Source organism: Rathayibacter sp. AC451, assembly GCF_979253095.1.
In genome coordinates this window covers 1,663,209-1,685,627 of record NZ_CEEDBD010000001.1, presented here as the reverse complement: position 1 = coordinate 1,685,627, position 22,419 = coordinate 1,663,209, and the positions used below count along the sequence as shown (strand labels likewise).

Genomic DNA, 22,419 nt, shown 5'->3' with positions numbered 1-22,419 from the left:
TCCGGAGAAGGGTCGGCGCGCGCGGGGGCGGGCTCGGGAAGGGGAGGTGGAGCGGTGGTGGTGCGGGAGGAGCGGGTGCTCAGGCGTGGCGGCCGAACAGCTCCGAGACGATGTCGACCAGCTCGCGGGCGGGCGGGTCGACGGCGGTGAGCAGGGGGGCGGACGCGAGATCGGCGCCGGCGGAGGCGGCGAGCCCGGCGAAGTAGCCGGGGGCCAGGAGGTAGGTCGAGACGACGACGCGCTCGCCGGGGTGGGCGGCCCGCTCAGCGGCGACCGCGTCGGCGACCCGCGGCTCGGCGGCCGAGATGAACGAGACGCTCACCTCGCGGCCGAGCTCGGCGGCGAGCAGCCGACCGGTCGTCCAGCAGTCGGCGACGGCGCCGGCATCGCTGGAGCCGGCCGCGGCGAGCACGATCCGGTCGCCGTCGCCCAGGCCCGCCTCGCGCAGGCGGCGGGCGAGGATCCGGGCGAGTCGCGGATCCGGCCCGAGCGCGCCGGTGACCCGCACCGGCCGCTCCGCCTCGGCCGCGGCCTCGGCGAGGTCGACGTGCACGTGGTAGCCGGCACTGAGCAGCAGCGGCACGACGACCGCCGACCGCCCGGGCTCGAGGGCGCCCAGGGTCTCGGGCACGTCCGGCTGCTGCACGTCGACGAAGGAGTCCAGGACGTCGACGGCCGGATTCGCGGTCCGCACCGCGTCCACGAGCGCGGCGACGGCGCGGCGGCCGTCGTCGTCCGAGGTGCCGTGGGAGGCGGCGATCAGCGCCGTCCGCTGGGCCACCTCGATCACGCCGTCCGACTCCCGAACCATCCAGGTCGCGAGGTGCAGCGACTCGGAGGTGTAGCACCGGCCGGTCTCGAGGTCGAAGACGTCCTTGTGCAGGGGGGAGGCGATGGTGGCGCGCTGCACGCCGTCGACGCTGCGCGAGCCGACGATGCCGCGCGAGAGCACGGCGGCTCCCGTCGCGGGGTCGAGGTTCGAGACGGCGAAGACGCGGCCGTCGGGGAGGAGGAAGAGGGCGAGCTGCACGCCGCCCACGAGGGCGGCCTCGCCCCAGAGCGGCTCGAGCTCGAGCCGGTTGCAGACGGGGACCCAGGTGGTCGTCGTCGCCGGAGCGGACGGGCTGTCGAGGAGTGTCATGGTCCCGCCTTCTCGATCGAGGGGCCGCATCCGGTGGGAGGCGGTGGAGGACGCGCATCCGGTCGGAGGCGGTGATGGACACGGTAGGGACCCCGCGTTTCGTCCGATGACGCCTGCGGTGTCCCGGGCGTAACGAAGCTCTCACGACGGCCGGACCGCCCCGTGAGACGCCCGTCACAGAGCGTTACGTCCGGGCAACGGTGGGGAAACGGCGCGTGCCTACGGTGGAGGGCATGACAACCGCAGGAGCGAACCCCGCCGCCCGAGCCCCTCGACGCGTGCTCGTCGTCGGCGCAGGGCCCGCCGCGCACCGCCTGGTCGACGCGCTCGTGGCACGGACCGGCTCCGACGCCCTCGACATCACCGTCTTCGGCGAGGAGGTGCACCACCCCTACGACCGCGTCGCCCTCTCGAAGCGGCTCGAGGGACTCGTCGACCTGACCCTCGGCGACGGCGCGCTGTGGGAGTCGGCGCGGCTGATCACCTCCTCCCGCGTCGTCGCGATCGATCCGGAGCACCCCCGCGTCGAGCTGGCCGACGGCCGCTGGTTCGAGGGCGACGAGATCGTGCTGGCCACCGGCTCCTCCGCCACCGTGCCCCCGATCGCCGGCGCCGAGCACGGCCGCGTCTACCGCACGCTCGAGGACGTCGACTCGCTCGTCGCCGATCTCGCCGCCTTCCAGGAGCGCAAGGGCCGCCCGGCCAACGTGGTCGTGGTCGGAGGAGGGCTGCTCGGCCTCGAGGCCGCGGGCGGCGCGCACCGGCTCGGCGCGCGCACCGCGCTCATCCACTCCGGCCGCTGGCTGATGAGCGCCCAGCTCGACGAGGGCGCCGGCCAGGCTCTGGGCCGCATCATCTCGGCGCAGGGCATCGCGCTGCACCTCGGCAACCGGCCCACCGAGATCCTGACGTCCCCCACCGGCACGGTGCTCGGCGTCACCCTCACCGACGGCTCGAGCATCAGCGCCGACGTCGTCGTCTTCTCGATCGGCATCACCGCCCGCGACGAGCTGGCGCGCGCGGTCGGCATCGACGTCGCTCCGCGCGGGGAGTGGTGGTCGACGACGCCTGCCGCACCAGCCGCGAGCACGTCTGGGCCATCGGCGAGGTCGCCGCGATCCAGGGACGCACGGTGGGCCTCGTCGCCCCGGCGAACGCGATGGCCGAGGTCGTCGCCGACAGGCTGCTCGGCGGCGACGCGACGTTCCCCGGAGTGGACGACGCCACCAAGCTCAAGCTCTCGGGCGTCGAGGTGGCCAGCTTCGGCGACGCGCTGGGGGCCGGCGAGGGCGCCCTCGAGGTCGTCTACGCCGACCCGGCCCGCGGGCTGTACCAGAAGATCGTCGTCTCGGACGACGCGAAGACCCTGCTGGGCGGCATGTTCGTCGGCGACGCGGGGCCCTACTCCTCCCTCCGCCCCCTGCTCGGCCGCGAGCTGCCCGCCGAGCCCAGCGCGTACCTCGCCGCGGCCGGCGCCGAGGCTCCGAGCGGCGACCTGCCCGACGACGTGCAGCTCTGCTCCTGCAACAACGTGTCGGTGGGCGAGGTGCGCCACGCCATCGGCGAGGGCTGCACCGAGCTCGGGCCGCTGAAGGCGTGCACGCGCGCCGGCACCCAGTGCGGGTCCTGCGTCCCCCTGGTGAAGAAGCTGCTCGACACCGAGCTCACGAGGGCCGGCGTCGAGGTGTCGCGCGCACTCTGCGAGCACGTCTCGCTCAGCCGGAGCGAGCTGTTCGAGTCGGTGCGGATCCTGGGCCTCCACTCGGCCGAGCAGGTCATGGAGCGCTTCGGCTCGGGGCTCGGCTGCGACGTCTGCAAGCCGGTCATCGCCTCCGTCCTCGCCACGCAGACCAACGCCTACATCCTCGACGCGGGCCAGGCGCCCCTGCAGGACACCAACGACCGCGCGCTCGCCAACATGCAGAAGGACGGCACGTACTCGGTCGTCCCGCGCATCCCGGGCGGCGAGATCACCCCCGCCAAGCTCAAGGTCATCGCCGAGGTCGCCGAGCAGTACGGGCTCTACACGAAGATCACCGGCGGCCAGCGGATCGACATGTTCGGCGCCCGCCTCGAGCAGCTGCCCGAGATCTGGACCCTGCTCGTCGACGCCGGCTTCGAGTCGGGCCAGGCGTACGGCAAGTCGTTGCGCACGGTGAAGTCGTGCGTCGGATCGACCTGGTGCCGCTACGGCGTGCAGGACGCGGTCGGCATGGCCGTGTTCCTCGAGGAGCGCTACCGGGGCCTGCGCTCGCCGCACAAGTTCAAGCTCGGCGTGAGCGGATGCGCGCGCGAGTGCGCGGAGGCGCGCGGCAAGGACATCGGCGTGATCGCGACCGACACCGGCTGGAACCTCTACGTCGGCGGCAACGGCGGCTACCAGCCCGCTCACGCGCAGCTGCTCGCGCAGGACCTCGACGACGCGACGCTCGTGCAGTACATCGACCGCTACGTCATGTACTACGTCCGCACCGCCGAGCGCCTCCAGCGCACGGCGCGCTGGCAGGAGGACCTCCCCGGCGGTCTCGACCACGTGCGCGAGGTGGTCTGCGAGGACTCGCTCGGCATCGCCGCCGAACTGGAGGCCGCCATGGCGACCCACGTGGACACCTACGTCGACGAGTGGGCGGCGACCCTGGCCGACCCCGATCGGCTGCGCCGCTTCCGCTCCTTCGTCAACGCGCCCGACACCGCCGATCCCCGGGTCGCGACCGTGCGCGAGCGCGGCCAGATCCGCCCCGCGGGCAGCGACGAGCGCTCCGACGGACCGGTGCTGGTGGCGGGGACGACGATCCCCGTCGGACCGGTGAGCGTGGTGGGGCCGCCGGCCTCGCTGTCCGCGTCCGCGCCTGCGTCCGGTTCCGCTTCCGCTTCCGTGAAGGAGTCCTGATGCAGCTCTCACTCGACCTGACCGGCCGCCGCGTGCTCGTCGTGGGCACCGCCTCCGGCACCCGCCGCGTGCTCGCCCGCTACCGCGCCGCCGGGGCGCTGGCCGAGCGGCGCGAGGCCGACGACTCGCTGCCCGTGCGGCTGGCCTCCGCCTCCCTCCTGGCCGCGGGCTGCCCCGCGCTCCTCGTGTGGGTCGAGGGCTCCGCCGAGCTGCGCGCCGCCGCCTCCGCCGAGGCCGCCCGCCACGGGATCTGGACGGTCGAGGAGGCCGCCGCTCCGCACCGCCCCCTCGGGCACGTGAGCATCGTCGGCGGGGGCCCCGGCGACTCCGAGCTGATGACGCTCGCCGCGCACCGGGCGCTCCGCGAGGCCGACGTCGTGCTCTACGACCGCCTCGGCCCGCACGACGGCCTCGCCGACTGGGCGCCCGGCGCCGAGCTGATCGACGTCGGCAAGACCCCCGGCCACCACGCGGTGCCGCAGCACGAGATCGAGCGGCTGATGGTCGCCCGCGCCCTCGACGGCCTCGACGTCGTGCGGCTGAAGGGCGGCGACCCCTTCGTCTTCGGCCGCGGGTCCGAGGAGGTGCGCGCCTGCCGCGTCGCCGGAGTCCCCGTCACGGTCGTGCCTGGAGTCACGAGCGCGATCTCGGTGCCGGCCGCCGCCGGCATCCCGGTCACCCACCGCGAGGTCAGCCGCGCCTTCACCGTGGTCTCGGGCCACGCGCCCTTCAGCGAGGAGGAGCTCGGGCACCTGGCCGGCCTCGGCGGCACGCTCGTCGTCCTCATGGGTGTGAACACGCTCCCGCACCTGGTCGCCGGACTGCAGCGCGCCGGGATGGGGGCGGGGATGCCGCTCGCGATCGTCGAGCGCGGCTGGTCGCACGCCCAGCGCACCACGATCACCTCCGTCGGCGAGGTGATGGGGCTGCTCGCCGACCTCGCTCCGCGCTCTCCCGCGGTCATCGTCATCGGCGAGGTCGTGCGCCAGGCCGCGTGCGATGATGCTCAGGATCCCGAGAGCATCGCCCGCGCGGTCGATGCGCTGACCACGTGAGACCCCGAGGCCCCCGATGACCGGCACCGACCGATGAGCGGCACCCCCCGATGAGCGGCACCGACGCGACCGACTCCGACGCCTCCTCGCCCGGGTTCCGCCCCGACCAGCTCGTCGGCTTCCGCATCGGCGTGACCTCGGACCGCCGCTCCGAGGACCTCATCGCCGCCTTCGAGCGCCGCGGCGCCGACGTCACCCACGCACCCACCATCCGGATGCGCGGCATCGACACCGAGGGCGTCCTCGAGGACGAGACCCGGGCGATCGTCGCCGGGCGTCCCGACATGCTGCTCGCCACCACCTCCTACGGCATGCGCCGCTGGCTCGAGGCGGCCGACGCGGCCGGGCTGGGCGACGAGCTCGTCGACGCGCTCTCGGCCGCGCGGATCCTCGTCAGGGGTCCGAAGGCCCGCGGAGCCGTCCGCGCCGCCGGCCTCGACGACCACGGCATGAGCGAGCGCGAGACCACCACCTCCCTCGTCGACCTCGCCCTGCGCTCCGGAGTGGACGGCCGCACGATCGCCGTGCAGCTGCACGGCTTCACCGACCCGCACCAGCTCGAGCGCTTGACCGACGCGGGCGCGACGGTCCTCACCGCCGCGCCCTACCGCTGGAGCGTGCACGAGGACTCCGCGCGCGTCCTGCGCCTGATCGAGGCGATCTGCTGCGGCGGGATCGACGCCGTCACCTTCACGAGCGCGCCCGCGGTCGAGGCCCTGTTCACCGTCGCCGAGGCCGCGGGCCGGCTCGACGCCCTGCAGGCCGCCTTCCGCGAGACGGTCGTCGCGGCGGCGGTCGGCCCCGTCACTGCGGCCCCGCTCGTCGAGGCGCAGATCCTGCCGATCGTCCCCGACCGGTTCCGGATGGGCGCCCTCATCCGCCTGCTCTGCGAGCACCTCGAGCAGAGCGCGCCGCGCATCGCCACCGAGTACGGGCCCCTCGAGCTGCGCGGCCGCCACGCTGTGCTCGCGGGGGAGCGGGTGCCGCTGACCCCCGTGGCGCTGGCACTGTTCCGCACCCTGGTCGCCGCCGAGGGAGCGACCGTCGCGCGCGGCGTGCTCGCCGCCTCCGCCCCCGAGGCGCTCGACGACCACGCGGTCGACGTCGCGATCAGCCGCCTGCGCCAGGCGCTCCCGGAGCCGCGCCTGGTCGCCACCGTCATCAAGCGCGGCTACCGCCTCGCTACCCCCTCTGAGCCCGCCGCCCCGGTCTGCGGGTCGCCGTTGGACACTTTCTGCTGCTCTGACGGCTCCGTAGCCGCAGAAAGTGTCCAACGGTGTCACGCAGCCGGCCGCCAGCCCGCGGCGAGGAGTCGGGCGCGTACCAGAGCGGCACATCCCGCGGGATCTCGGCTGAACGACAGGCCCGAGATCCTGGCGACGGAGTAGCCCGCCGCCGCGAGCCTCTCGTAGCGGATCAGGTCCCGATCCCACTGCGCGCGGTCGGTGCGGTGGTGGTCTCCCTCGTACTCGCCGCCCACCTTCCAGCGGGGGTAGAAGACGTCGACCCGTCCGATGAACACTCCCTCCGCGTCGAACAGCTCGACCTGGAGCTCGGGCTCGGGCAGCCCCGCCCTCAGCAGGGCGAGCCTGAAGCGGGTCTCCCGACGCGACTCGGCACCCGAGCGCACGAGGGCGAGGGCGCGCCTAGCCGCTCGGGCTCCCGGACCGGTGAAGCCGGCGACGCGGCGCTCGAGCTCGTCGCGGGTGACCCAGGGGCGCTGATCCCCGGCGACCTGTCGCACCGGCTGGCGCACCAGCGCATCCCCGACCGCCACGAGGTCCTCGAGAGCGAGCACGGTCGCGAGGTGGCAGAAGAGGCTCGCGCCGTCAGTCAGGCGCAGTCCGTGTCGGATGACGGCGCGCACCTCCGGGTCGCGGATCGAATGCCCGATCACACCTCGCCGCCGGGGAGCTCGACCGGGATGCCGGACCGCGACATGCAGAGGCTCGTCCGGAGCCTCGCGCGGCAGATCGAGTGGCCACAGCCGAGCCGCGGTGAGGTGGCTGAAGACGGCTCCGTCGCCGAGCACGGTCGAGAGCGCCCCGGCCCGCGCCGCGACGGTCGCCGGCGATCCTCTCGGCGCCCGCACGCCCCGATGAGGGATGTCCAGGTCCGCTGCGCGGAGGCGCGCACCGGTGACGTCGTGCGCGGCGGCCTCGGCGATCGAGAACGCACGACCGGGGAGGCCGTCGGGGAGGGGGTGAGGGGCTCGCGCATCGCAGAAGGGTGCCTCGAATCGGGGCTCTCTCGCTCGCGTTCTCCACAGGCCGGCCCCGCGCGCGCGGCTGCCAGAATGGGGCGCATGAGCAGCGCAGCCCTCCGTGTCGTGATCGCCCCCGACTCCTTCAAGGGGTCCGCGAGCGCGGTCGAGGTCGCCGAGGCGCTCGCCGAGGGCTGGCGCGAGGAGCGTCCCGGCGACGCCATCGTGCTCGCGCCGATGGCCGACGGCGGGGAGGGGACGGTCGACGCGTTCGAGGTCGCCGTTCCCCAGGCGGCGCGGCACACGATCACCGCGACGGGGCCCGACGACCGGCCGGTCGAGACCTCGTGGCTCCTGCTGCCCGGCGGTGCGGCGGTCGTCGAGCTCGCGTCGGCCAGCGGCATCACGCTGCTCGACCCGCTCCGTCCTCTCACCGCGCACACCCGCGGTTTCGGGCAGGCGATCGCGGCCGCTCTCGACGCCGGGGCGCACTCGCTGCTGCTCGCGATCGGCGGCAGCTCGTCGACCGACGGCGGCGTCGGAGCGCTGCGCGAGCTGGGCGCGCGGTTCCTCACCGTCTCGGGTCACGACATCGGCGACGGAGGCGGGGCGCTGCACGACCTCGCGGCGGTCGACCTGCACGGCGTGCGGCGGGTGCCGGCCGGCGGCGCGCTGATCCTGAGCGACGTCACCAATCCGCTGCTCGGCGACTCCGGAGCGGCGCACGTCTTCGGTCCGCAGAAGGGCGCGAGCCGTGAGGACGTCGTGCGCCTGGACGACGGACTCCGGCACCTGGCCGCGCACCTCGACGCGGATCCGGAGGAGGCGGGCACGGGGGCCGCGGGCGGCACCGGATTCGGGCTGCTCGCGTGGGGGCGCTCGCCTCGCCCCGGGCTCGGCCGCGGTCGGCGAGGCGCTCGGCCTGCCCGCCCTCGTCGAGGGCGCCGACGTCGTGCTCACGGGGGAGGGGCGCTTCGACGCCCAGTCGATGGCGGGCAAGGTGCCGTCCTACCTCCTCGGGCTCGCGGAGGCGGCCGGGGCCCGGGCGATGCTGGTCGCCGGAGCGATCCAGGCGCCCACCGGAGCGTTCGCCGCGGCGGCCTCGCTGACCGACGCGGCCGGGTCCTCCGCCGCCGCGATCGCGGAGCCGCTGCCCTACCTGCGCGCGGTGGCGCGGGACCTGGCGCGCCTGGTCTGACCGCGCGCGGCCCCGCCTCCGGTGTCGGTGGTGCGGCCTAGCGTTCGAGCATGATCCCGGACGCGCGACGACCCCTAGATGTGGTGGTCGCCCCCTGCCTGCGCACCCAGATGTCGGGAACAGCGACACGCCGACGAGCGTTGTACACAGGGAACGCCGGGAGCTCCTCCACAGCGGTGGATAACTCGGCGCGATCCGCGTCCTTCCGCGGATCCGCGGGCCTCGGCCTGTGGATGAACGGGGGAGGAACCGGTGGATAACTACACGAATGTAACTACTAGCCCTAGTGGGCTCCCGTCGGGCGCCCCCTATATGTAGTATTGCTGAGCAGGTCGGAGCGAGTGCCCCACCGGCGCCCCGCACCACCCCAGACGTACCATTCACGACCGTCTCCCTCCCCGATCGGCACGCCGACGAGGAGCACAGGAGCCGGCCCAGGACACCCTCCCGGAAAGGACGACACGCATGGCCGTGACGGTCTACACCAAGCCCTCCTGCGTTCAGTGCACGGCGACCTACCGAGCCCTCGACAGCAAGGGAATCGACTACGAGGTGTTCGACCTCTCCGTCGACGAGAAGGCCCTCGAGGCCGTCAAGGCGCTGGGCTACCTGCAGGCCCCCGTCGTCATCACCGACGACGACCACTGGAGCGGTTTCCGCCCCGACAAGATCGCGACGCTCTGAGGCACCTGAGCGGCGATCTGCGGCGTTGTCGTCGGGCGCCGTAGCGCCGCTACGGCTTCCTCCTCCGCCTTGCAGCTCACCACTCAGGCGCCTCAGAGCAGGTGCGAGTGGAAGAGCCCCCACGCTCCGTCGGTCCGGGTGGGCAGGTTCTGCCCCGGATCGGCGGAGGATCCGAGTCGCGAGGCCCGGGTCCTCACCGGAACGACCGCCAACGACGCCCCGCAGGGCACCCGGAGGAGGAGCACGCGATGAGTGAGCTCGTCTACTTCTCCAGCAGCTCGGGCAACACGCACCGCTTCATCGAGAAGCTGGGGCGGCCCGCGCAGCGCATCCCGCTGCACTCGCACCGCGACGGCGCCAAGGCCGAGACGCTCCACGTCGACGAGCCGTACGTGCTCGTCCTGCCGACCTACGGCGGCGGGATCGACGGGGAGCGGTGCCCAAGCAGGTCATCCGGTTCCTCAACCAGCCCCGCAACCGCTCCCTGCTCCGCGGCGTGATCGGCGCCGGCAACACCAACTTCGGCGAGGCCTACTGCCTCGCCGGCGACATCATCGCGAGGAAGTGCGCCGTGCCGCACCTCTACCGCTTCGAAGTATTCGGAACCCCAGACGACGTCCGCGCCGTCGACGAAGGATTGGACACGTTTTGGACGCAGCAGTGATCGACGCCCCCCGGGACGCCGCGCAGATGGACTACCACTCGCTCAACGCGATGCTGAACCTGTACGGCCCGAACGGAGAGATCCAGTTCGACAAGGACCGCGAGGCCGCTCGCGAGTACTTCCTGCAGCACGTCAACCAGAACACCGTGTTCTTCCACTCCCTCAAGGAGCGCCTGGACTACCTGGTCGAGAAGGAGTACTACGAGCAGGCCGTGCTCGATCAGTACTCGTTCGAGTTCATCCAGCAGCTGAACGATCTCGCGTACTCCAAGAAGTTCCGCTTCGCGACCTTCCTCGGCGCCTTCAAGTACTACACGTCGTACACGCTCAAGACGTTCGACGGGAAGCGCTACCTCGAGCGCTTCGAGGACCGCGTCGTGATGACCGCGCTCGGGCTCGCCCAGGGCGACGAGAAGCTCGCCGTCGCCCTCGTCGAGGAGATCGTCGCCGGCCGCTTCCAGCCCGCGACCCCCACGTTCCTCAACACGGGCAAGGCCCAGCGCGGCGAGCTCGTCTCGTGCTTCCTCCTGCGCATCGAGGACAACATGGAGTCGATCGCCCGCGGCATCAACTCCGCGCTGCAGCTCTCCAAGCGCGGCGGCGGAGTGGCGCTCTCGCTCTCCAACATCCGCGAGGCCGGCGCCCCGATCAAGCAGATCGAGAACCAGTCCTCGGGCATCATCCCCGTGATGAAGCTCCTCGAGGACAGCTTCAGCTACGCCAACCAGCTCGGCGCCCGCCAGGGTGCGGGAGCCGTGTACCTCTCGGCGCACCACCCCGACATCCTGCGCTTCCTCGACACCAAGCGCGAGAACGCCGACGAGAAGATCCGCATCAAGACGCTGTCCCTCGGCGTCGTCGTGCCCGACATCACGTTCGAGCTCGCGAAGAACAACGAGGACATGTACCTCTTCTCGCCCTACGACGTCGAGCGCGTCTACGGCCTGCCCTTCGGCGACATCTCGATCTCCGAGAAGTACCGCGAGATGGTCGACGACCCGCGCATCAAGAAGACCAAGATCTCGGCGCGCGAGTTCTTCCAGACCATCGCCGAGATCCAGTTCGAGTCGGGCTACCCCTACATCGTGTTCGAGGACACGGTGAACAAGGCGAACCCGATCAAGGGCCGCATCAACATGTCGAACCTGTGCTCCGAGATCCTCCAGGTCAACACCCCGACGACCTACAACGAGGACCTCTCCTACGCCACCATCGGCAAGGACATCTCCTGCAACCTCGGCTCGATGAACATCGCGCTGACCATGGACTCGCCCGACTTCGGCCGCACCATCGAGACCGCCATCCGCGGTCTCACCTCGGTGTCCGACCAGTCGCACATCACCTCCGTCCGCTCGATCGAGGACGGCAACGACAAGTCGCACGCCATCGGCCTGGGCCAGATGAACCTGCACGGCTACCTCGCCCGCGAGCGCATCCACTACGGATCCGAGGAGGGCATCGACTTCACCAACATCTACTTCTACTCGGTGCTGTTCCACGCCCTGCGCGCCTCCAACAACATCTCCATCGAGCGCGGCACCACCTTCGAGGGCTTCGCCGACTCGAAGTACGCCTCGGGCGAGTTCTTCGACACCTACACCGAGAAGGAGTGGGCTCCCGCCACCGAGCGCGTCGCCCGCCTCTTCGCCGACGCCGGCATCGCCGTCCCCACCCAGGACGACTGGCGCTCGCTGAAGGCCTCGGTCATGGAGCACGGCATCTACAACCAGAACCTGCAGGCGGTCCCGCCCACCGGCTCGATCTCGTACATCAACAACTCGACGTCCTCGATCCACCCGATCGCGTCGAAGATCGAGATCCGCAAGGAGGGCAAGCTCGGCCGCGTCTACTACCCGGCGCCGTTCATGACGAACGACAACCTGGAGTACTACCAGGACGCGTACGAGATCGGCTACGAGAAGATCATCGACACCTACGCGGCGGCGACGCAGCACGTCGACCAGGGACTCTCGCTGACGCTGTTCTTCAAGGACACCGCGACCACCCGCGACATCAACCGCGCGCAGATCTACGCCTGGCGCAAGGGCATCAAGACCATCTACTACATCCGTCTCCGCCAGCTCGCGCTGGAGGGCACGGAGGTCGACGGCTGCGTCAGCTGCATGCTGTAGCGTCCGCCGCGGCACCCACCCGAACGACACCGCACGACCTATCCGCACGAAGAAGAGATCATGACTCCCCCTGAGAAGCTCAAGCTGGTCAGCCACGTCAACGCCATCAACTGGAACCGCATCCAGGACGACAAGGACGTGGAGGTCTGGAACCGCCTCACGAGCAACTTCTGGCTGCCCGAGAAGGTCCCGCTGTCCAACGACATCCAGTCGTGGAACACGCTGACCCACGAGGAGCAGCAGCTCACGATGCGCGTGTTCACGGGCCTGACCCTGCTCGACACCATCCAGGGCACGGTCGGCGCGGTGTCGCTCATCCCCGATGCGATCACCCCGCACGAGGAGGCCGTCTACACGAACATCGCGTTCATGGAGTCGGTGCACGCGAAGAGCTACTCGTCGGTCTTCTCGACGCTGTCCAACACCCAGGACATCGACGAGGCGTTCCGCTGGTCCGTGGAGAACCCGAACCTTCAGAAGAAGGCCGAGATCGTCATGGACTACTACCGCGGCGACGACCCGCTGAAGCGCAAGGTCGCCTCGACGCTGCTCGAGTCGTTCCTCTTCTACTCGGGCTTCTACCTGCCGATGTACTGGTCCTCGCGGGCCAAGCTCACCAACACGGCCGACCTCGTGCGCCTCATCATCCGCGACGAGGCCGTGCACGGCTACTACATCGGCTACAAGTTCCAGAAGGGCCTCGAGCGCGTCGACCAGGCCAAGCGCGACGAGATCAAGGACTACACGTTCTCGCTGCTCTACGAGCTCTACGACAACGAGGCGCAGTACACGCAGGACCTCTACGACCAGCTCGGCCTGACCGAGGACGTCAAGAAGTTCCTGCACTACAACGCCAACAAGGCCCTGATGAACCTCGGCTACGAGCCGATGTTCCCCAAGCAGGTCACCGACGTGAACCCCGCGATCCTGTCGGCCCTCTCGCCCAACGCGGACGAGAACCACGACTTCTTCTCGGGCTCCGGCTCCTCCTACGTGATCGGCAAGGCCGTGAACACCGAGGACGAGGACTGGGACTTCTAGGCGTCGACACCACGTCCGGTCCTCCACGGCGAACGGCCCCTCCCCGACACAGGTGAGGGGCCGTTCCTCGTTCGCGGGGACGGCGCGCTGGTCAGCCGTCGAGGAGCGCGGCCCGGATCGTGCGGAGCAGCGCCGGGGCGTGCACGGTCACGGTCGCCCACAAGCGCTCGTTGTCGAGCGCGGAGTAGTTGTGCGCGGCGATGTTCCGCGTCGCTCGCAGCCCTTCGACCGCGTCGCCGGGCAGCTGTGCGACGACGGCGGCCGGCAGGTCGCGGTGCACGAACTCGGCGAGAGTGATCAGGGCGAGCGCGCCGATGTCCCTGCTGTCCGAGACGGGGCGGATGAACTCGGTTTCGCCGTCTCGCGCGGCACGATCGAGGCGGGAGAGGAGCCGGTCCGCCTCGAGGATCAGCCGGGAGCGCTTGTCGGCGTCGTCGGCGGGGCGGCGGGGGCGGGCGGTGAAGCGGCCGGGCGTCGTCGCTCCGTCGTCCGGCCAGGTCACAGCGGCACCGCCTCGCGTCGGATCGCCGCCACGACCTCGTCGTCGGGGCTGTCGATCACCACGTCCACCGGGAACCCGAGGAGCGCCTCGGCGCGACCGCGGAACGCGGCCAGGCGGAGGAAGTCGACGGACGGATCCGCCGTGACGAGCAGATCGATGTCGCTCCGTTCGTCGTCCGAGCCGCGGGCAGTCGATCCGAACACCCGGACGTCGCCCAGTCCGTGCTCTGCGGCGAGCTGGAGGACGTCGTCGGCGAGGTACTCCAGAACGATCGACGGGCGGAGTCGGGCGGCCCGGAGGAGTCGCTCGAGCAGTTCCGGACTCGGACGACGCGCCCCGGTTTCGATCGCGGCGATGTTCGGCTGGCGCAGACCGGTGGCCGCGGCGAGTGCCGTCTGCGACATCGCGACGTCCTCGCGGGCGCGCCGCAGAACGGCGCCGAGGGGGAGGCGGTCGAGGTTCACGACCGAATCATATCGCCGTGGTATGTCAGAGCGGCAGGCGCATGAGCACCCGTGGGAAGCCGTTCAGCACCGAGGTCGTGTCGGCCGCCCACGAGAAGCCGGCGCGCTCGAAGAGGGCGCGGGTGCCGACGTAGGCCATCGTCTGCTCGACCGTCGCGCCGCGGTTGTCGACCGGGTAGCCCTCGATCGCCGGGGCTCCGTGCGACCGTGCGAAGTCGACGGCGCCGGCGAGCAGGGCGTGCGAGATGCCGCGGCGGCGGAAGCCGGGGCGGACCCGGATGCACCAGACCGTCCACACGTCGAGGTCGTCGACGTGCGGGATCCTCCGGTTCTTCGCATAGCTCGTGTCCGCACGGCGGTGCACGGCGGCCCAGCCTGCCACCTGGTCGCCGTCGTAGGCGAGCACGCCCGGCGGGGGATCCTGCGCCACCAGCTCGCGCATCCGCTCGCCCCGTGCAGGACCGCGGAGGGAGGTGTTCTCGGTGGAGGAGAGCAGCCGGTAGCTCAGGCACCAGCACACGCTCGCATCGGCTCGCTTCGGCCCGTTCATCGTCGCGACGTCCTCGAAGACGGACGCCGGGCGCACCTCGATCGTCATGACGGCACCCTCTCACCGGGGAGGGGGACGAGCAAGCATCCGGATTGACCACTCCGGCTCATGAATCGCACCAGCACCCGCTGTTGGACGCCACTCAGCCGGCCCCCCTACCGTGGGGGAGTACCCGACGAAGGAGTCCCCCTTGAAGCACGTCCCCCTCGGCGCCTCCGGCATCGAATCCCCGAACGTCGTCCTCGGCCTCATGCGCATCCCCGACATGAGCGACGACGCCATCCGTGATCTCGTGCGCACGGCGCGCGACTCCGGCATCGACTTCTTCGACCACGCCGACGTCTACGGCAACGCCGTGCACCACTGCGAGGAGCGCTTCGCCGAGGCGATGCGGCTCACCCCGTCCCAGCGCGACGAGATCGTGCTGCAGACCAAGTGCGGCATCGTCGGCGACGGCCCCTACTTCGACTTCTCGTACGAGCACATCATCGAGTCGGTCGAGGGGTCGCTGAAGGCGCTGCAGACCGACCGCATCGATGTGCTCCTCCTGCACCGCCCCGACGCGCTCGTCGAACCGGACGAGGTCGCCCGCGCCTTCGACGAGCTGCACGCCGCCGGCAAGGTCACGCACTTCGGCGTCTCGAACCACACGCCGTACCAGATCGAGCTGCTGAAGAAGTCGCTGAACCAGCCGATCGTGGCGAACCAGCTGCAGCTGTCGGTCACGCACGCGCCGCTGATCGCGCAGGGAGTCGCGTCGAACATGGCCGCGCTGGATCAGTCGATCATGCGCGACGGCGGCATCGTCGACTACTGCCGCCTCAACGACATCACCGTGCAGGCGTGGTCGCCGTTCCAGGCGGGCTTCTTCACCGGTGTCTTCCTCGACAACCCCGCCTACACGGAGCTCAACGCGGTGATCGACCGCCTCGCCGGGCAGTACGACGTGCCCGCTATCGCGATCGCCACGGCGTGGATCACGCGCCACCCCGCGAACATGCAGGTCGTGCTCGGCACCACCAACGAGCAGCGCGTGCACGAAGCGGCGCTCGGCTCCGACATCCCCCTGACCCGGGCCGAGTGGTACGAGATGTTCCGCGCCGCCGGCTACACGGTCCCCTGATCTCCCACCCCGGAGGAAATGCGCGTCGGCGCACAGAGAGGCACGGCTCCGGCCGTGCCCTCTCGCACGTCCGGGAGGCGTCAGATGCGCAGGCGCACGGTGACGGCGGAGTCGACCTCGACGCCCTCCGCTCGGCGCACGGAGGTCTTGAGCGGCACGAGGTAGCCGCGGTCCTTCGGCCACAGCGACGTACTCCAGGTGCTCGAGCCGAGCGTCACCGTCGCGGGGATCATGCCCCAGCCGTACGACACGTGGGCTGCGGCGTCCGCGATCGCCGGGACGTGCTCCTCCGGCACCCGCACGAAATGCCAGGGCGCCGGCCCGCGCCAGAAGACGACGATCGCGTCGAACTCGATCTCCACGTGCTCAGCACCCGGGGCCGTCAGTCACCGAGTCGGCTCTTGCGGCCTGGGCTCTCGCGCAGTCCTCGACGATCAGGTCGAGCCGGCGTGCCGATCGGTCCGTCACAGAGGCACCGCATCGCGGAGCATGGCGTCGTCTCGTCCTCGACGCAGGCCGGATCGGAAGACGGCGTCGACGGAGCGACCGAGAAGCGCCTCCGCGCCGAGAGCGAACGCAGCGAGGGAGAAGTAGCTCGTGCCCGGCTCGGCGTCGACGATCACGTCGACGTCGCTGCCGCTCGTCGACGTGCCACGCGCGACCGAACCGAAGACGGCGACCGCGGTGATCCCCGATCGAGATGCGAGATCGAGCAGTTCCTCTCGGTGCGCTCGCAGTTCCTGCAGCGACGGAGCCGTCGGTGTCGCACGCTCCTGCGCACGCACCTCTCCTCCATCACTGCTCATGACTCGACGGTACCGAGGGCGGGAGGAGGTGTGCGGCGAAGACCCGGGAATAGGATCCGGCCCTCCGCGTTGAACTTGAGTGCAAGTGACTCAACTCTTCAGGAGGACTGGTGCCCGACAACTTCAACGAGGCCGGAGCGAACTCGTTCGACGACTTCCTCGCCCGTTACCTCGACGGTGAGCGCGCCCGCGCGGCGCGGTCCATCGACCTCAGCCGATTCCTCACCGCCCGTACCCAGAGCATCCTGCAGGCCGCAGGACGCTTCGCCCTCGAGCGCGGACAGACCGAGCTCGACGCCCTGCACGTGCTGCGCGTGCTCATCGACGACGAGGCCGTGGCTCAGGCCGTGCGCCGCATCGGCGTCGACCCCGGCGCGATCGCGACGGCCACGGAGGCGCGCCTGCCGCAGGCCGGCGAGGCCCACGCCTCGCAGAGCGCCGCCACCATCACGCCCAGTGCGCAGCGCGCGCTGTTCCACAGCTACCAGGTCGCCCGCTCGAGCGGATCGACCTACATCGACCCCGAGCACCTCTTCTTCGCGCTCGTGCTCGGTCAGGACGCGCCCGCCGGGCAGGTCCTGGCGCGCGCCGGAGTGACCGCGGAGGCGCTCACCCAGGGACTGCGCGAGACCGTCACGACCGGTCCGGAGCAGCAGCAGGAGGCCGGCACCCCCGCCTCCGAGACTCCGATGCTGGACAAGTTCGGCACCGATCTCACGCAGCTGGCCCGCGACGGCCGGCTCGACCCGGTGATCGGCCGTGCCGACGAGATCGAGCAGACCATCGAGATCCTCAGCCGCCGCACCAAGAACAACCCGGTCCTCGTCGGCGAGGCCGGCGTGGGCAAGACCGCGATCGTCGAGGGCCTGGCCCGTGCGATCGTCGCGGGCGAGGTCCCGGAGCAGCTGCGCGACAAGCGCGTCGTCTCGCTCGACCTCCCCGGCATGCTCGCCGGAACCCGCTACCGCGGCGACTTCGAGGAGCGCCTCACGAAGACGATGGACGAGATCGCGGCCCGCTCGGGTGAGCTGATCGTCTTCATCGACGAGGTCCACACCGTCGTCGGCGCCGGGGGCGCGGGCGAGGGCGGCATGGACGCGGGAAACATCCTCAAGCCCCGGCTCGCCCGCGGCGAGCTGCACCTGGTCGGTGCGACCACGCTCAAGGAGTACCGCACGATCGAGAAGGACCCGGCGCTCGAGCGCCGCTTCCAGCCCGTCCGCGTGGGCGAGCCGTCGGTCGAGGACGCCGTCGCGATCCTGCACGGACTGCGCGCGGCGTACGAGGAGCACCACCGCGTGAGCTTCACCGACGACGCCCTCCGCGCCGCCGTCGAGCTCTCGGACCGCTACCTCCCCGACCGCGTGCTGCCCGACAAGGCGATCGACCTGATCGACCAGGCGGGTGCGCGACTGCGTCTCAGTCTGGGCGCGGGAGTGGACACCTCCGCTCTTCTCGAGCGCCTCGCGGTGCTCGAGGGCGACAAGAACGCGGCGGTCTCGGCCGAGCACTACGAGGAGGCGTCGCGACTGCGCGACGAGATCTCGGCCGTGCAGGCCCGGCTCGACGAGGCGACCACGACCGGGCGCGCCCCGGTGGAGGCCGTGGTCGGCGAGACCGAGATCGCGGCGGTCGTGGCCCGTGCCACGGGCATCCCCGTGTCGCGACTGACGGAGGGGGAGCGCGAGCGCCTCGCCCACCTCGAGGACGAGCTGCACCGGCGCGTCATCGGCCAGGAGGACGCGGTGACCGCGGTCGCCCGCGCCGTCCGCCGCAGCCGCACCGGACTCGGCGACGCCTCCCGGCCCGTCGGATCGTTCCTCTTCCTCGGCCCGACCGGGGTCGGCAAGACGGAGCTCGCCCGCACGCTGGCGGGGTCGCTCTTCGCCGACGAGCAGTCCGTGATCCGCTTCGACATGAGCGAGTTCGGCGAGCGGCACACCGTCTCGCGACTGGTCGGCGCCCCTCCCGGGTACGTGGGCTACGACGAGGCCGGCCAGCTCACCGAGCGCGTGCGGCGGAACCCCTACTCCGTCGTGCTGTTCGACGAGATCGAGAAGGCGCACCCCGACGTCTTCAACCTGCTCCTGCAGGTGCTCGACGACGGTCGCCTGACCGACGGCCAGGGCCGCACGGTCGACTTCCGCAACACGGTGATCATCATGACCTCGAACCTGGGGTCGGAGTTCCTGGCCTCGCGCTCCGGTGCGCTCGGCTTCGTCGCGCAGAGCGACGCATCGGCCGAGGGCTTCGCCTCGGAGAAGGACCTGCGCGACCGCGTCATGGGCCGTCTCCGCGAGGCGATGCGGCCCGAGTTCCTGAACCGCATCGACGAGATCGTGCTGTTCCGCAAGCTCGGCCGGGCGCAGCTCCGCGAGATCGTCGGCATCGTGCTCGACGCCACCCGTGCCCGGCTCGCGCCGCGCGAGGTGTCGCTCGAGGTCACGGAGGCGGCGATCGACTGGCTCGCCGAGCACGGCTACGAGCCGCAGTACGGCGCCCGTCCGCTCCGCCGCCTGGTGCAGCGCTCGGTCGACGACCGCATCGCGGACCTGTTCGTGAGCGGTGACGTGACCGACGGCGGCGCGGTGCGCGTGGACGCGGTCGGCGGCGAGCTCGTCGTCACGTCCGCGTCGCGGATGCCGATGGCGGCGTAGGCCGCCCGGATCCGACGCCCCGGCTCCCCTCCTCGGGAGCCGGGGCGTCGTCGTGTCCGGCGACGGGCCCTCGCGCGACCGCTTGCGCGGGGGAGCGGGGCCGGATAGACACGGGAGAGCACGAGAACCGGAGGCCCGATGTCGAATCCGCGCTACTACGACCCGGTCGGTCGCGCGATCCGCGCCCTCCTCTGGATCGCCCTGGTCTGCTTCGGACTGGCGGTCGGCTTCTTCGCGCTCGACGTCGTCACTCCGGGATCGATGACGGACGCCTCGCGCCCCTACGCCGAGGCGAGCGGGGCGCTCGCGTGCTTCGGCATCGCGGCGCTCATCGTGCACTTCGCCGTCGTCGCGATCGTCGGCGCGATCCGCGGGCGCGGGCAGTAGGGACGGAGCCGGGGCGCGTTCGGCTCGCGGAAACACGTTCGGCTCGCAGGAATCCGTGGATTCTGCGAGCCGAACGTGGTCTCACGAGCCGGAGTCAGCCGAGGCGGCTCACGGGCACTTCTTCGCCGTGATCGAGACCTTCAGGGTCGCGTCCGGAGCGACGGAGGATCCGCCCGCCGGCTCCTGACCCGTCACCTGGCCGGCGTCCGGAGCGTTGCCGTCCTCGGTGCAGGCGAGGGTGATCTTCGTGAAGCCCGCTGCTCCGAACGCCGACTTCGCGGCCTCGAGGTCCTGCCCCGTCACATCCGGCACGGTCTTCTGGTTGCCGGTGCTCGTGAACACGGTGATGCCGGTACCCGCCTGGGCCGAGCCCGACGGGTCCTGACGCGTCACGGTGCCGACCGCGGCATCGCTGGCCTCGGTCCCGCCCTCGATGAGCGAGAAGCCGGCCGCTGCGAGCTTGGCCTTCGCGTCGGCGACGGTGAGGCCCTTCACATCCGGGATCTCGACCTTGGGCACGACCTGCAGCGAGCCGTTCGCCTCGGGGAACGCCTCCCCGCCGTACTTCGCGTTCGCCGCGGCCATGACGACCGGCCAGATCCGGTGCCGGGCCGTGGCCGCGGATCCGGAGTCGAACGCGTAGCGGCCCGAGCGCAGGCTCGCCTCACCCTTGACGTTGAAGACGCCGACGGCGGTGGCGACGCGGGTGCTCGCGCCGGTCATCCAGGTGGCGACGGCGTCGTCGGTGGTGCCCGTCTTGCCGATCAGGGGGACGCCGTCGCGCGTCCTCGACGCGGAGGCGGTGCCACCGGACGTGAACGTGGACTGCAGGGCGACCGCGGCGGTGGCCGCGACGTTGCCGTCGAGCGACTGGCGGCAGTTCGCGGCGGGCACGGGCTGCTCCGCGCCGGCCGCGTCGGTGATCCGGTCGATCGCGATCGGATCGCAGGTGATGCCGCCGGAGGCGATGGTGGCGTAGGCGCCGGCCATCGAGAGCGGGGAGACGTAGTTCGTGCCGAGGACCGTCGCCGGGAAGCGGTCGAGCTCGCCGTCGCTGCCCTGCACCACGCCCATGTCGACCGCCGTGTCGCGGATCGCGCAGAGGTCGAGCTCGCGTGCCATGCCGACGAAGCCCGTGTTCAGCGACGTCTTCGTGAAGTCCGCCGCGGTGCCGACCTGTCCGCCGCCGCCCTCGTCGTTCCGGGCGCTGGTGTCGTTGCTGGTCGTGGTGCCCCCGGGCTCGCAGGAGTCGGTGAAGGTGCCCCACGTGGGCTTGCGGGTGCCGTCGACCCGCTCGTTGATGCTGTGCCCCTCCTTCAGCCACTCGACGAGGGTGAACAGCTTGTAGGTCGAGCCGGGCTGGATGCCGGACGAGCCGCCGTAGGCCTTGTCGGTGCTGAAGTTGATGGCGCTGTAGGACGCGTCGGCGTTCAGGACGTCGGGGTCCTGCGAGTACTTCTTGTTCTGGGTCATGGCGAGCACGCGACCGGTGCCGACCTCGACGCTGACCGACACGGCTCCGACGTCGAAGTTCCACGTCTGCGGGACCTGCGCGTTCACGGCGTTCACGGCGGCGTCCTGCAGGTCGACGTCCAGCGTCGTGTAGACGTCCTGGCCGCCGCGGCGGAAGTTCGTCCAGCGGGTGTCCTCGTCGGCGCCGAAGATCTCGTTGTTCTTCAGGACGTTGGTGACGTAGTCGCAGAAGTAGCCGGCGTTCCCGGCCGTCGAGCACCCGGTGCTGGGCTCGGTGATGACGGGCTCGACGGGAGTGGCGATCGCGGCGTCGTGGTCGGCCTGCGTGATCTTCCCCTCCTCCAGCATCTTCCCGATGATGTAGTCGCGGCGCTCCTTGTTGCGGACGTAGCCGTTGGCGGCGCCGTTGTCGGGGTTCTCGGGCTGGTCGATGCGCAGGTTCGCCGGGTTGTTGACGATCGCGATGAGGCTGGCGGCCTGGGCGATCGTGAGGTTCGCGGCGGAGGTGTTGAAGTAGTAGTTCGCGGCCGTCTCGAGGCCGTAGGTGGTGCCGCCGAAGAACGCGATGTTCAGGTACCCCTGGAGGATCTGGTCCTTCGTGTACTCCTTCTCGAGGCCGATCGCGAGCTTCATCTCGCGGAGCTTGCGCTCGGGAGTGGTCTTGGTGGCCGCGTCGATCGCGGCGGCGCGCTCGACCTCGTCCGTGATGTTGCGGACGGCCTTCTCGACGAGGACGTTCTTCACGTACTGCTGGGTGATCGAGGATCCGCCCTGGACGTCGTTGCCGAGCACGTAGGTCTGGGCGACGGCGCGCAGCGTGCCGGGGAGGTCGACCCCGCCGTGCTCGTAGAAGCGCGGGTCCTCGCCCGAGACGGCGGCGTCCTTGGCGAACTGCGAGATCTGATCGAGCGGCACCTCGATGCGGTTCTCGACGTAGAAGGAGGCGAGCAGCTGGGTCGAGCCGTCGGTGCGCGTGGCGAAGATGTTGCTCTTCTCGGAGAGCTTGTCGACCTCGAGGTACTCGGGCAGTCCGTCGAAGACCCCGATGGACTGGTTCGCCGCGACGCCCGCGATCGCCACAGCGGGCGTCACCGTGGCGGTCACGAGGACTCCGGCCACGACGCTCATGCCCAGGAAGCCCACGATCGCCTTGATCACGCCGCCGGTGGTCCTTCTGTCGCTCGCCAATACGTCTCCTTCGGGTACCCCCGGTCTCGCGGGGGCGGCAGCCCTCGCCCTGACGCGCTCTGCGACAGGTCAACCTCGACAGACTAACCCGAGACCTCCGGAAGACGAAGGCCCGGTCCGGGGCCTGAACGGAGGCTGTGACGCGGCGTCGGGGCGGCCCGGCGGCGGGTGTGCGCGTGCAGGGGGCCGCGCGAGCGCCTCCTTCTTCCGCGTCGAGGTGATGGTCGTCTGAGAAGACACACAGGTTTGTGACGCTCCGGG

General features: G+C 71.1%; 16 protein-coding genes and 3 pseudogenes. 11 read left to right on the top strand and 8 right to left on the bottom strand.

The window, feature by feature from the left end; all coding sequences use genetic code 11:
• Window positions 1–79 precede the first annotated feature (79 nt).
• The gene (nirD, locus tag AC0CID_RS08020; protein ID WP_465226375.1) at window positions 80–1,141 is read right to left on the bottom strand and encodes a nitrite reductase small subunit NirD; all 1,062 of its coding nucleotides are present in this window, start codon (window positions 1,139–1,141) and stop codon (window positions 80–82) included.
• A gap of 233 nt (window positions 1,142–1,374) precedes the next feature.
• Here nirD and nirB point away from each other — a divergent pair.
• The 3 genes and pseudogenes from nirB (at window position 1,375) to AC0CID_RS08005 (ending at window position 6,474) form a co-directional block, all read left to right on the top strand.
• A pseudogene (nirB, locus tag AC0CID_RS08015) lies at window positions 1,375–4,031 on the top strand (nitrite reductase large subunit NirB).
• Window positions 4,031–5,086 carry a uroporphyrinogen-III C-methyltransferase gene (gene cobA, locus AC0CID_RS08010; protein WP_465226374.1) on the top strand — a complete coding sequence of 352 codons (1,056 nt, stop codon included), beginning with the start codon at window positions 4,031–4,033 and terminating at the stop codon, window positions 5,084–5,086. The pseudogene nirB and the gene cobA overlap by 1 nt, the downstream one beginning before the upstream one ends.
• Before the next feature lie 50 nt (window positions 5,087–5,136).
• Window positions 5,137–6,474 carry a uroporphyrinogen-III synthase gene (locus tag AC0CID_RS08005; RefSeq protein WP_465226373.1) on the top strand — a complete coding sequence of 446 codons (1,338 nt, stop codon included), beginning with the start codon at window positions 5,137–5,139 and terminating at the stop codon, window positions 6,472–6,474.
• Here AC0CID_RS08005 and AC0CID_RS08000 read toward each other — a convergent pair.
• Window positions 6,366–7,178: an endonuclease domain-containing protein gene (locus tag AC0CID_RS08000; RefSeq protein WP_465226372.1), complete on the bottom strand. Its 813-nt coding sequence runs from the start codon at window positions 7,176–7,178 to the stop codon at window positions 6,366–6,368. The genes AC0CID_RS08005 and AC0CID_RS08000 overlap by 109 nt on opposite strands.
• Window positions 7,179–7,391: 213 nt before the next feature.
• On the opposite strand from AC0CID_RS08000, the pseudogene AC0CID_RS07995 reads away from it, so the two are divergent.
• From AC0CID_RS07995 to nrdF, 5 genes and pseudogenes are all read left to right on the top strand, one after another.
• Window positions 7,392–8,487: pseudogene (locus tag AC0CID_RS07995) on the top strand (glycerate kinase).
• A gap of 465 nt (window positions 8,488–8,952) precedes the next feature.
• On the top strand, window positions 8,953–9,171 hold the full coding sequence (gene nrdH, locus AC0CID_RS07990) for a glutaredoxin-like protein NrdH (protein ID WP_068255139.1): 219 nt from the start codon (window positions 8,953–8,955) through the stop codon (window positions 9,169–9,171).
• Window positions 9,172–9,419: 248 nt separating this feature from the next.
• Window positions 9,420–9,835, top strand: a pseudogene (gene nrdI / locus AC0CID_RS07985) (class Ib ribonucleoside-diphosphate reductase assembly flavoprotein NrdI).
• Window positions 9,836–9,861: 26 nt separating this feature from the next.
• Entirely contained in the window at window positions 9,862–11,967 is a 2,106-nt protein-coding gene (nrdE, locus tag AC0CID_RS07980) for a class 1b ribonucleoside-diphosphate reductase subunit alpha (RefSeq protein WP_056868579.1), read from the top strand.
• Between the two features lie 60 nt (window positions 11,968–12,027).
• A complete protein-coding gene (gene nrdF / locus AC0CID_RS07975; RefSeq protein ID WP_055791099.1) occupies window positions 12,028–13,008 on the top strand; it encodes a class 1b ribonucleoside-diphosphate reductase subunit beta in 981 nt (326 codons plus the stop codon).
• 91 nt (window positions 13,009–13,099) lie between these two features.
• Here the strand turns inward: nrdF and AC0CID_RS07970 are convergent, their stop codons facing one another.
• From AC0CID_RS07970 to AC0CID_RS07960, 3 genes are read right to left on the bottom strand one after another with little or no spacing between them, the layout of a single operon-like run.
• Entirely contained in the window at window positions 13,100–13,510 is a 411-nt protein-coding gene (locus AC0CID_RS07970; RefSeq protein ID WP_465226371.1) for a HepT-like ribonuclease domain-containing protein, read from the bottom strand.
• Window positions 13,507–13,974, bottom strand: coding sequence for a helix-turn-helix domain-containing protein (locus tag AC0CID_RS07965; protein ID WP_465226370.1), 468 nt, complete (start codon window positions 13,972–13,974; stop codon window positions 13,507–13,509). The genes AC0CID_RS07970 and AC0CID_RS07965 overlap by 4 nt, the downstream gene beginning before the upstream one ends.
• 25 nt (window positions 13,975–13,999) lie before the next feature.
• On the bottom strand, window positions 14,000–14,572 hold the full coding sequence (locus AC0CID_RS07960; RefSeq protein ID WP_465226369.1) for a GNAT family N-acetyltransferase: 573 nt from the start codon (window positions 14,570–14,572) through the stop codon (window positions 14,000–14,002).
• Window positions 14,573–14,714: 142 nt separating this feature from the next.
• Here AC0CID_RS07960 and AC0CID_RS07955 point away from each other — a divergent pair, with 142 nt between their 5' ends.
• Complete coding sequence (locus AC0CID_RS07955) at window positions 14,715–15,647, top strand: aldo/keto reductase (protein WP_465226368.1); 933 nt, start codon at window positions 14,715–14,717, stop codon at window positions 15,645–15,647.
• 80 nt (window positions 15,648–15,727) lie between these two features.
• Here AC0CID_RS07955 and AC0CID_RS07950 read toward each other — a convergent pair whose 3' ends face one another.
• Entirely contained in the window at window positions 15,728–16,009 is a 282-nt protein-coding gene (locus AC0CID_RS07950) for a DUF1905 domain-containing protein (protein ID WP_465226367.1), read from the bottom strand.
• A 102-nt stretch (window positions 16,010–16,111) separates the two neighbouring features.
• On the bottom strand, window positions 16,112–16,453 hold the full coding sequence (locus AC0CID_RS07945) for a nucleotidyltransferase family protein (RefSeq protein WP_465226366.1): 342 nt from the start codon (window positions 16,451–16,453) through the stop codon (window positions 16,112–16,114).
• A gap of 110 nt (window positions 16,454–16,563) precedes the next feature.
• Here AC0CID_RS07945 and AC0CID_RS07940 point away from each other — a divergent pair, with 110 nt between their 5' ends.
• The gene (locus AC0CID_RS07940) at window positions 16,564–19,110 is read left to right on the top strand and encodes an ATP-dependent Clp protease ATP-binding subunit (protein WP_465226365.1); all 2,547 of its coding nucleotides are present in this window, start codon (window positions 16,564–16,566) and stop codon (window positions 19,108–19,110) included.
• Window positions 19,111–19,248: 138 nt separating this feature from the next.
• Entirely contained in the window at window positions 19,249–19,497 is a 249-nt protein-coding gene (locus AC0CID_RS07935; RefSeq protein ID WP_207407122.1) for a hypothetical protein, read from the top strand.
• 108 nt (window positions 19,498–19,605) lie between these two features.
• Here the strand turns inward: AC0CID_RS07935 and AC0CID_RS07930 are convergent, their stop codons facing one another.
• Window positions 19,606–22,158, bottom strand: coding sequence for a transglycosylase domain-containing protein (locus AC0CID_RS07930; protein WP_465226364.1), 2,553 nt, complete (start codon window positions 22,156–22,158; stop codon window positions 19,606–19,608).
• Window positions 22,159–22,419 lie beyond the last annotated feature (261 nt).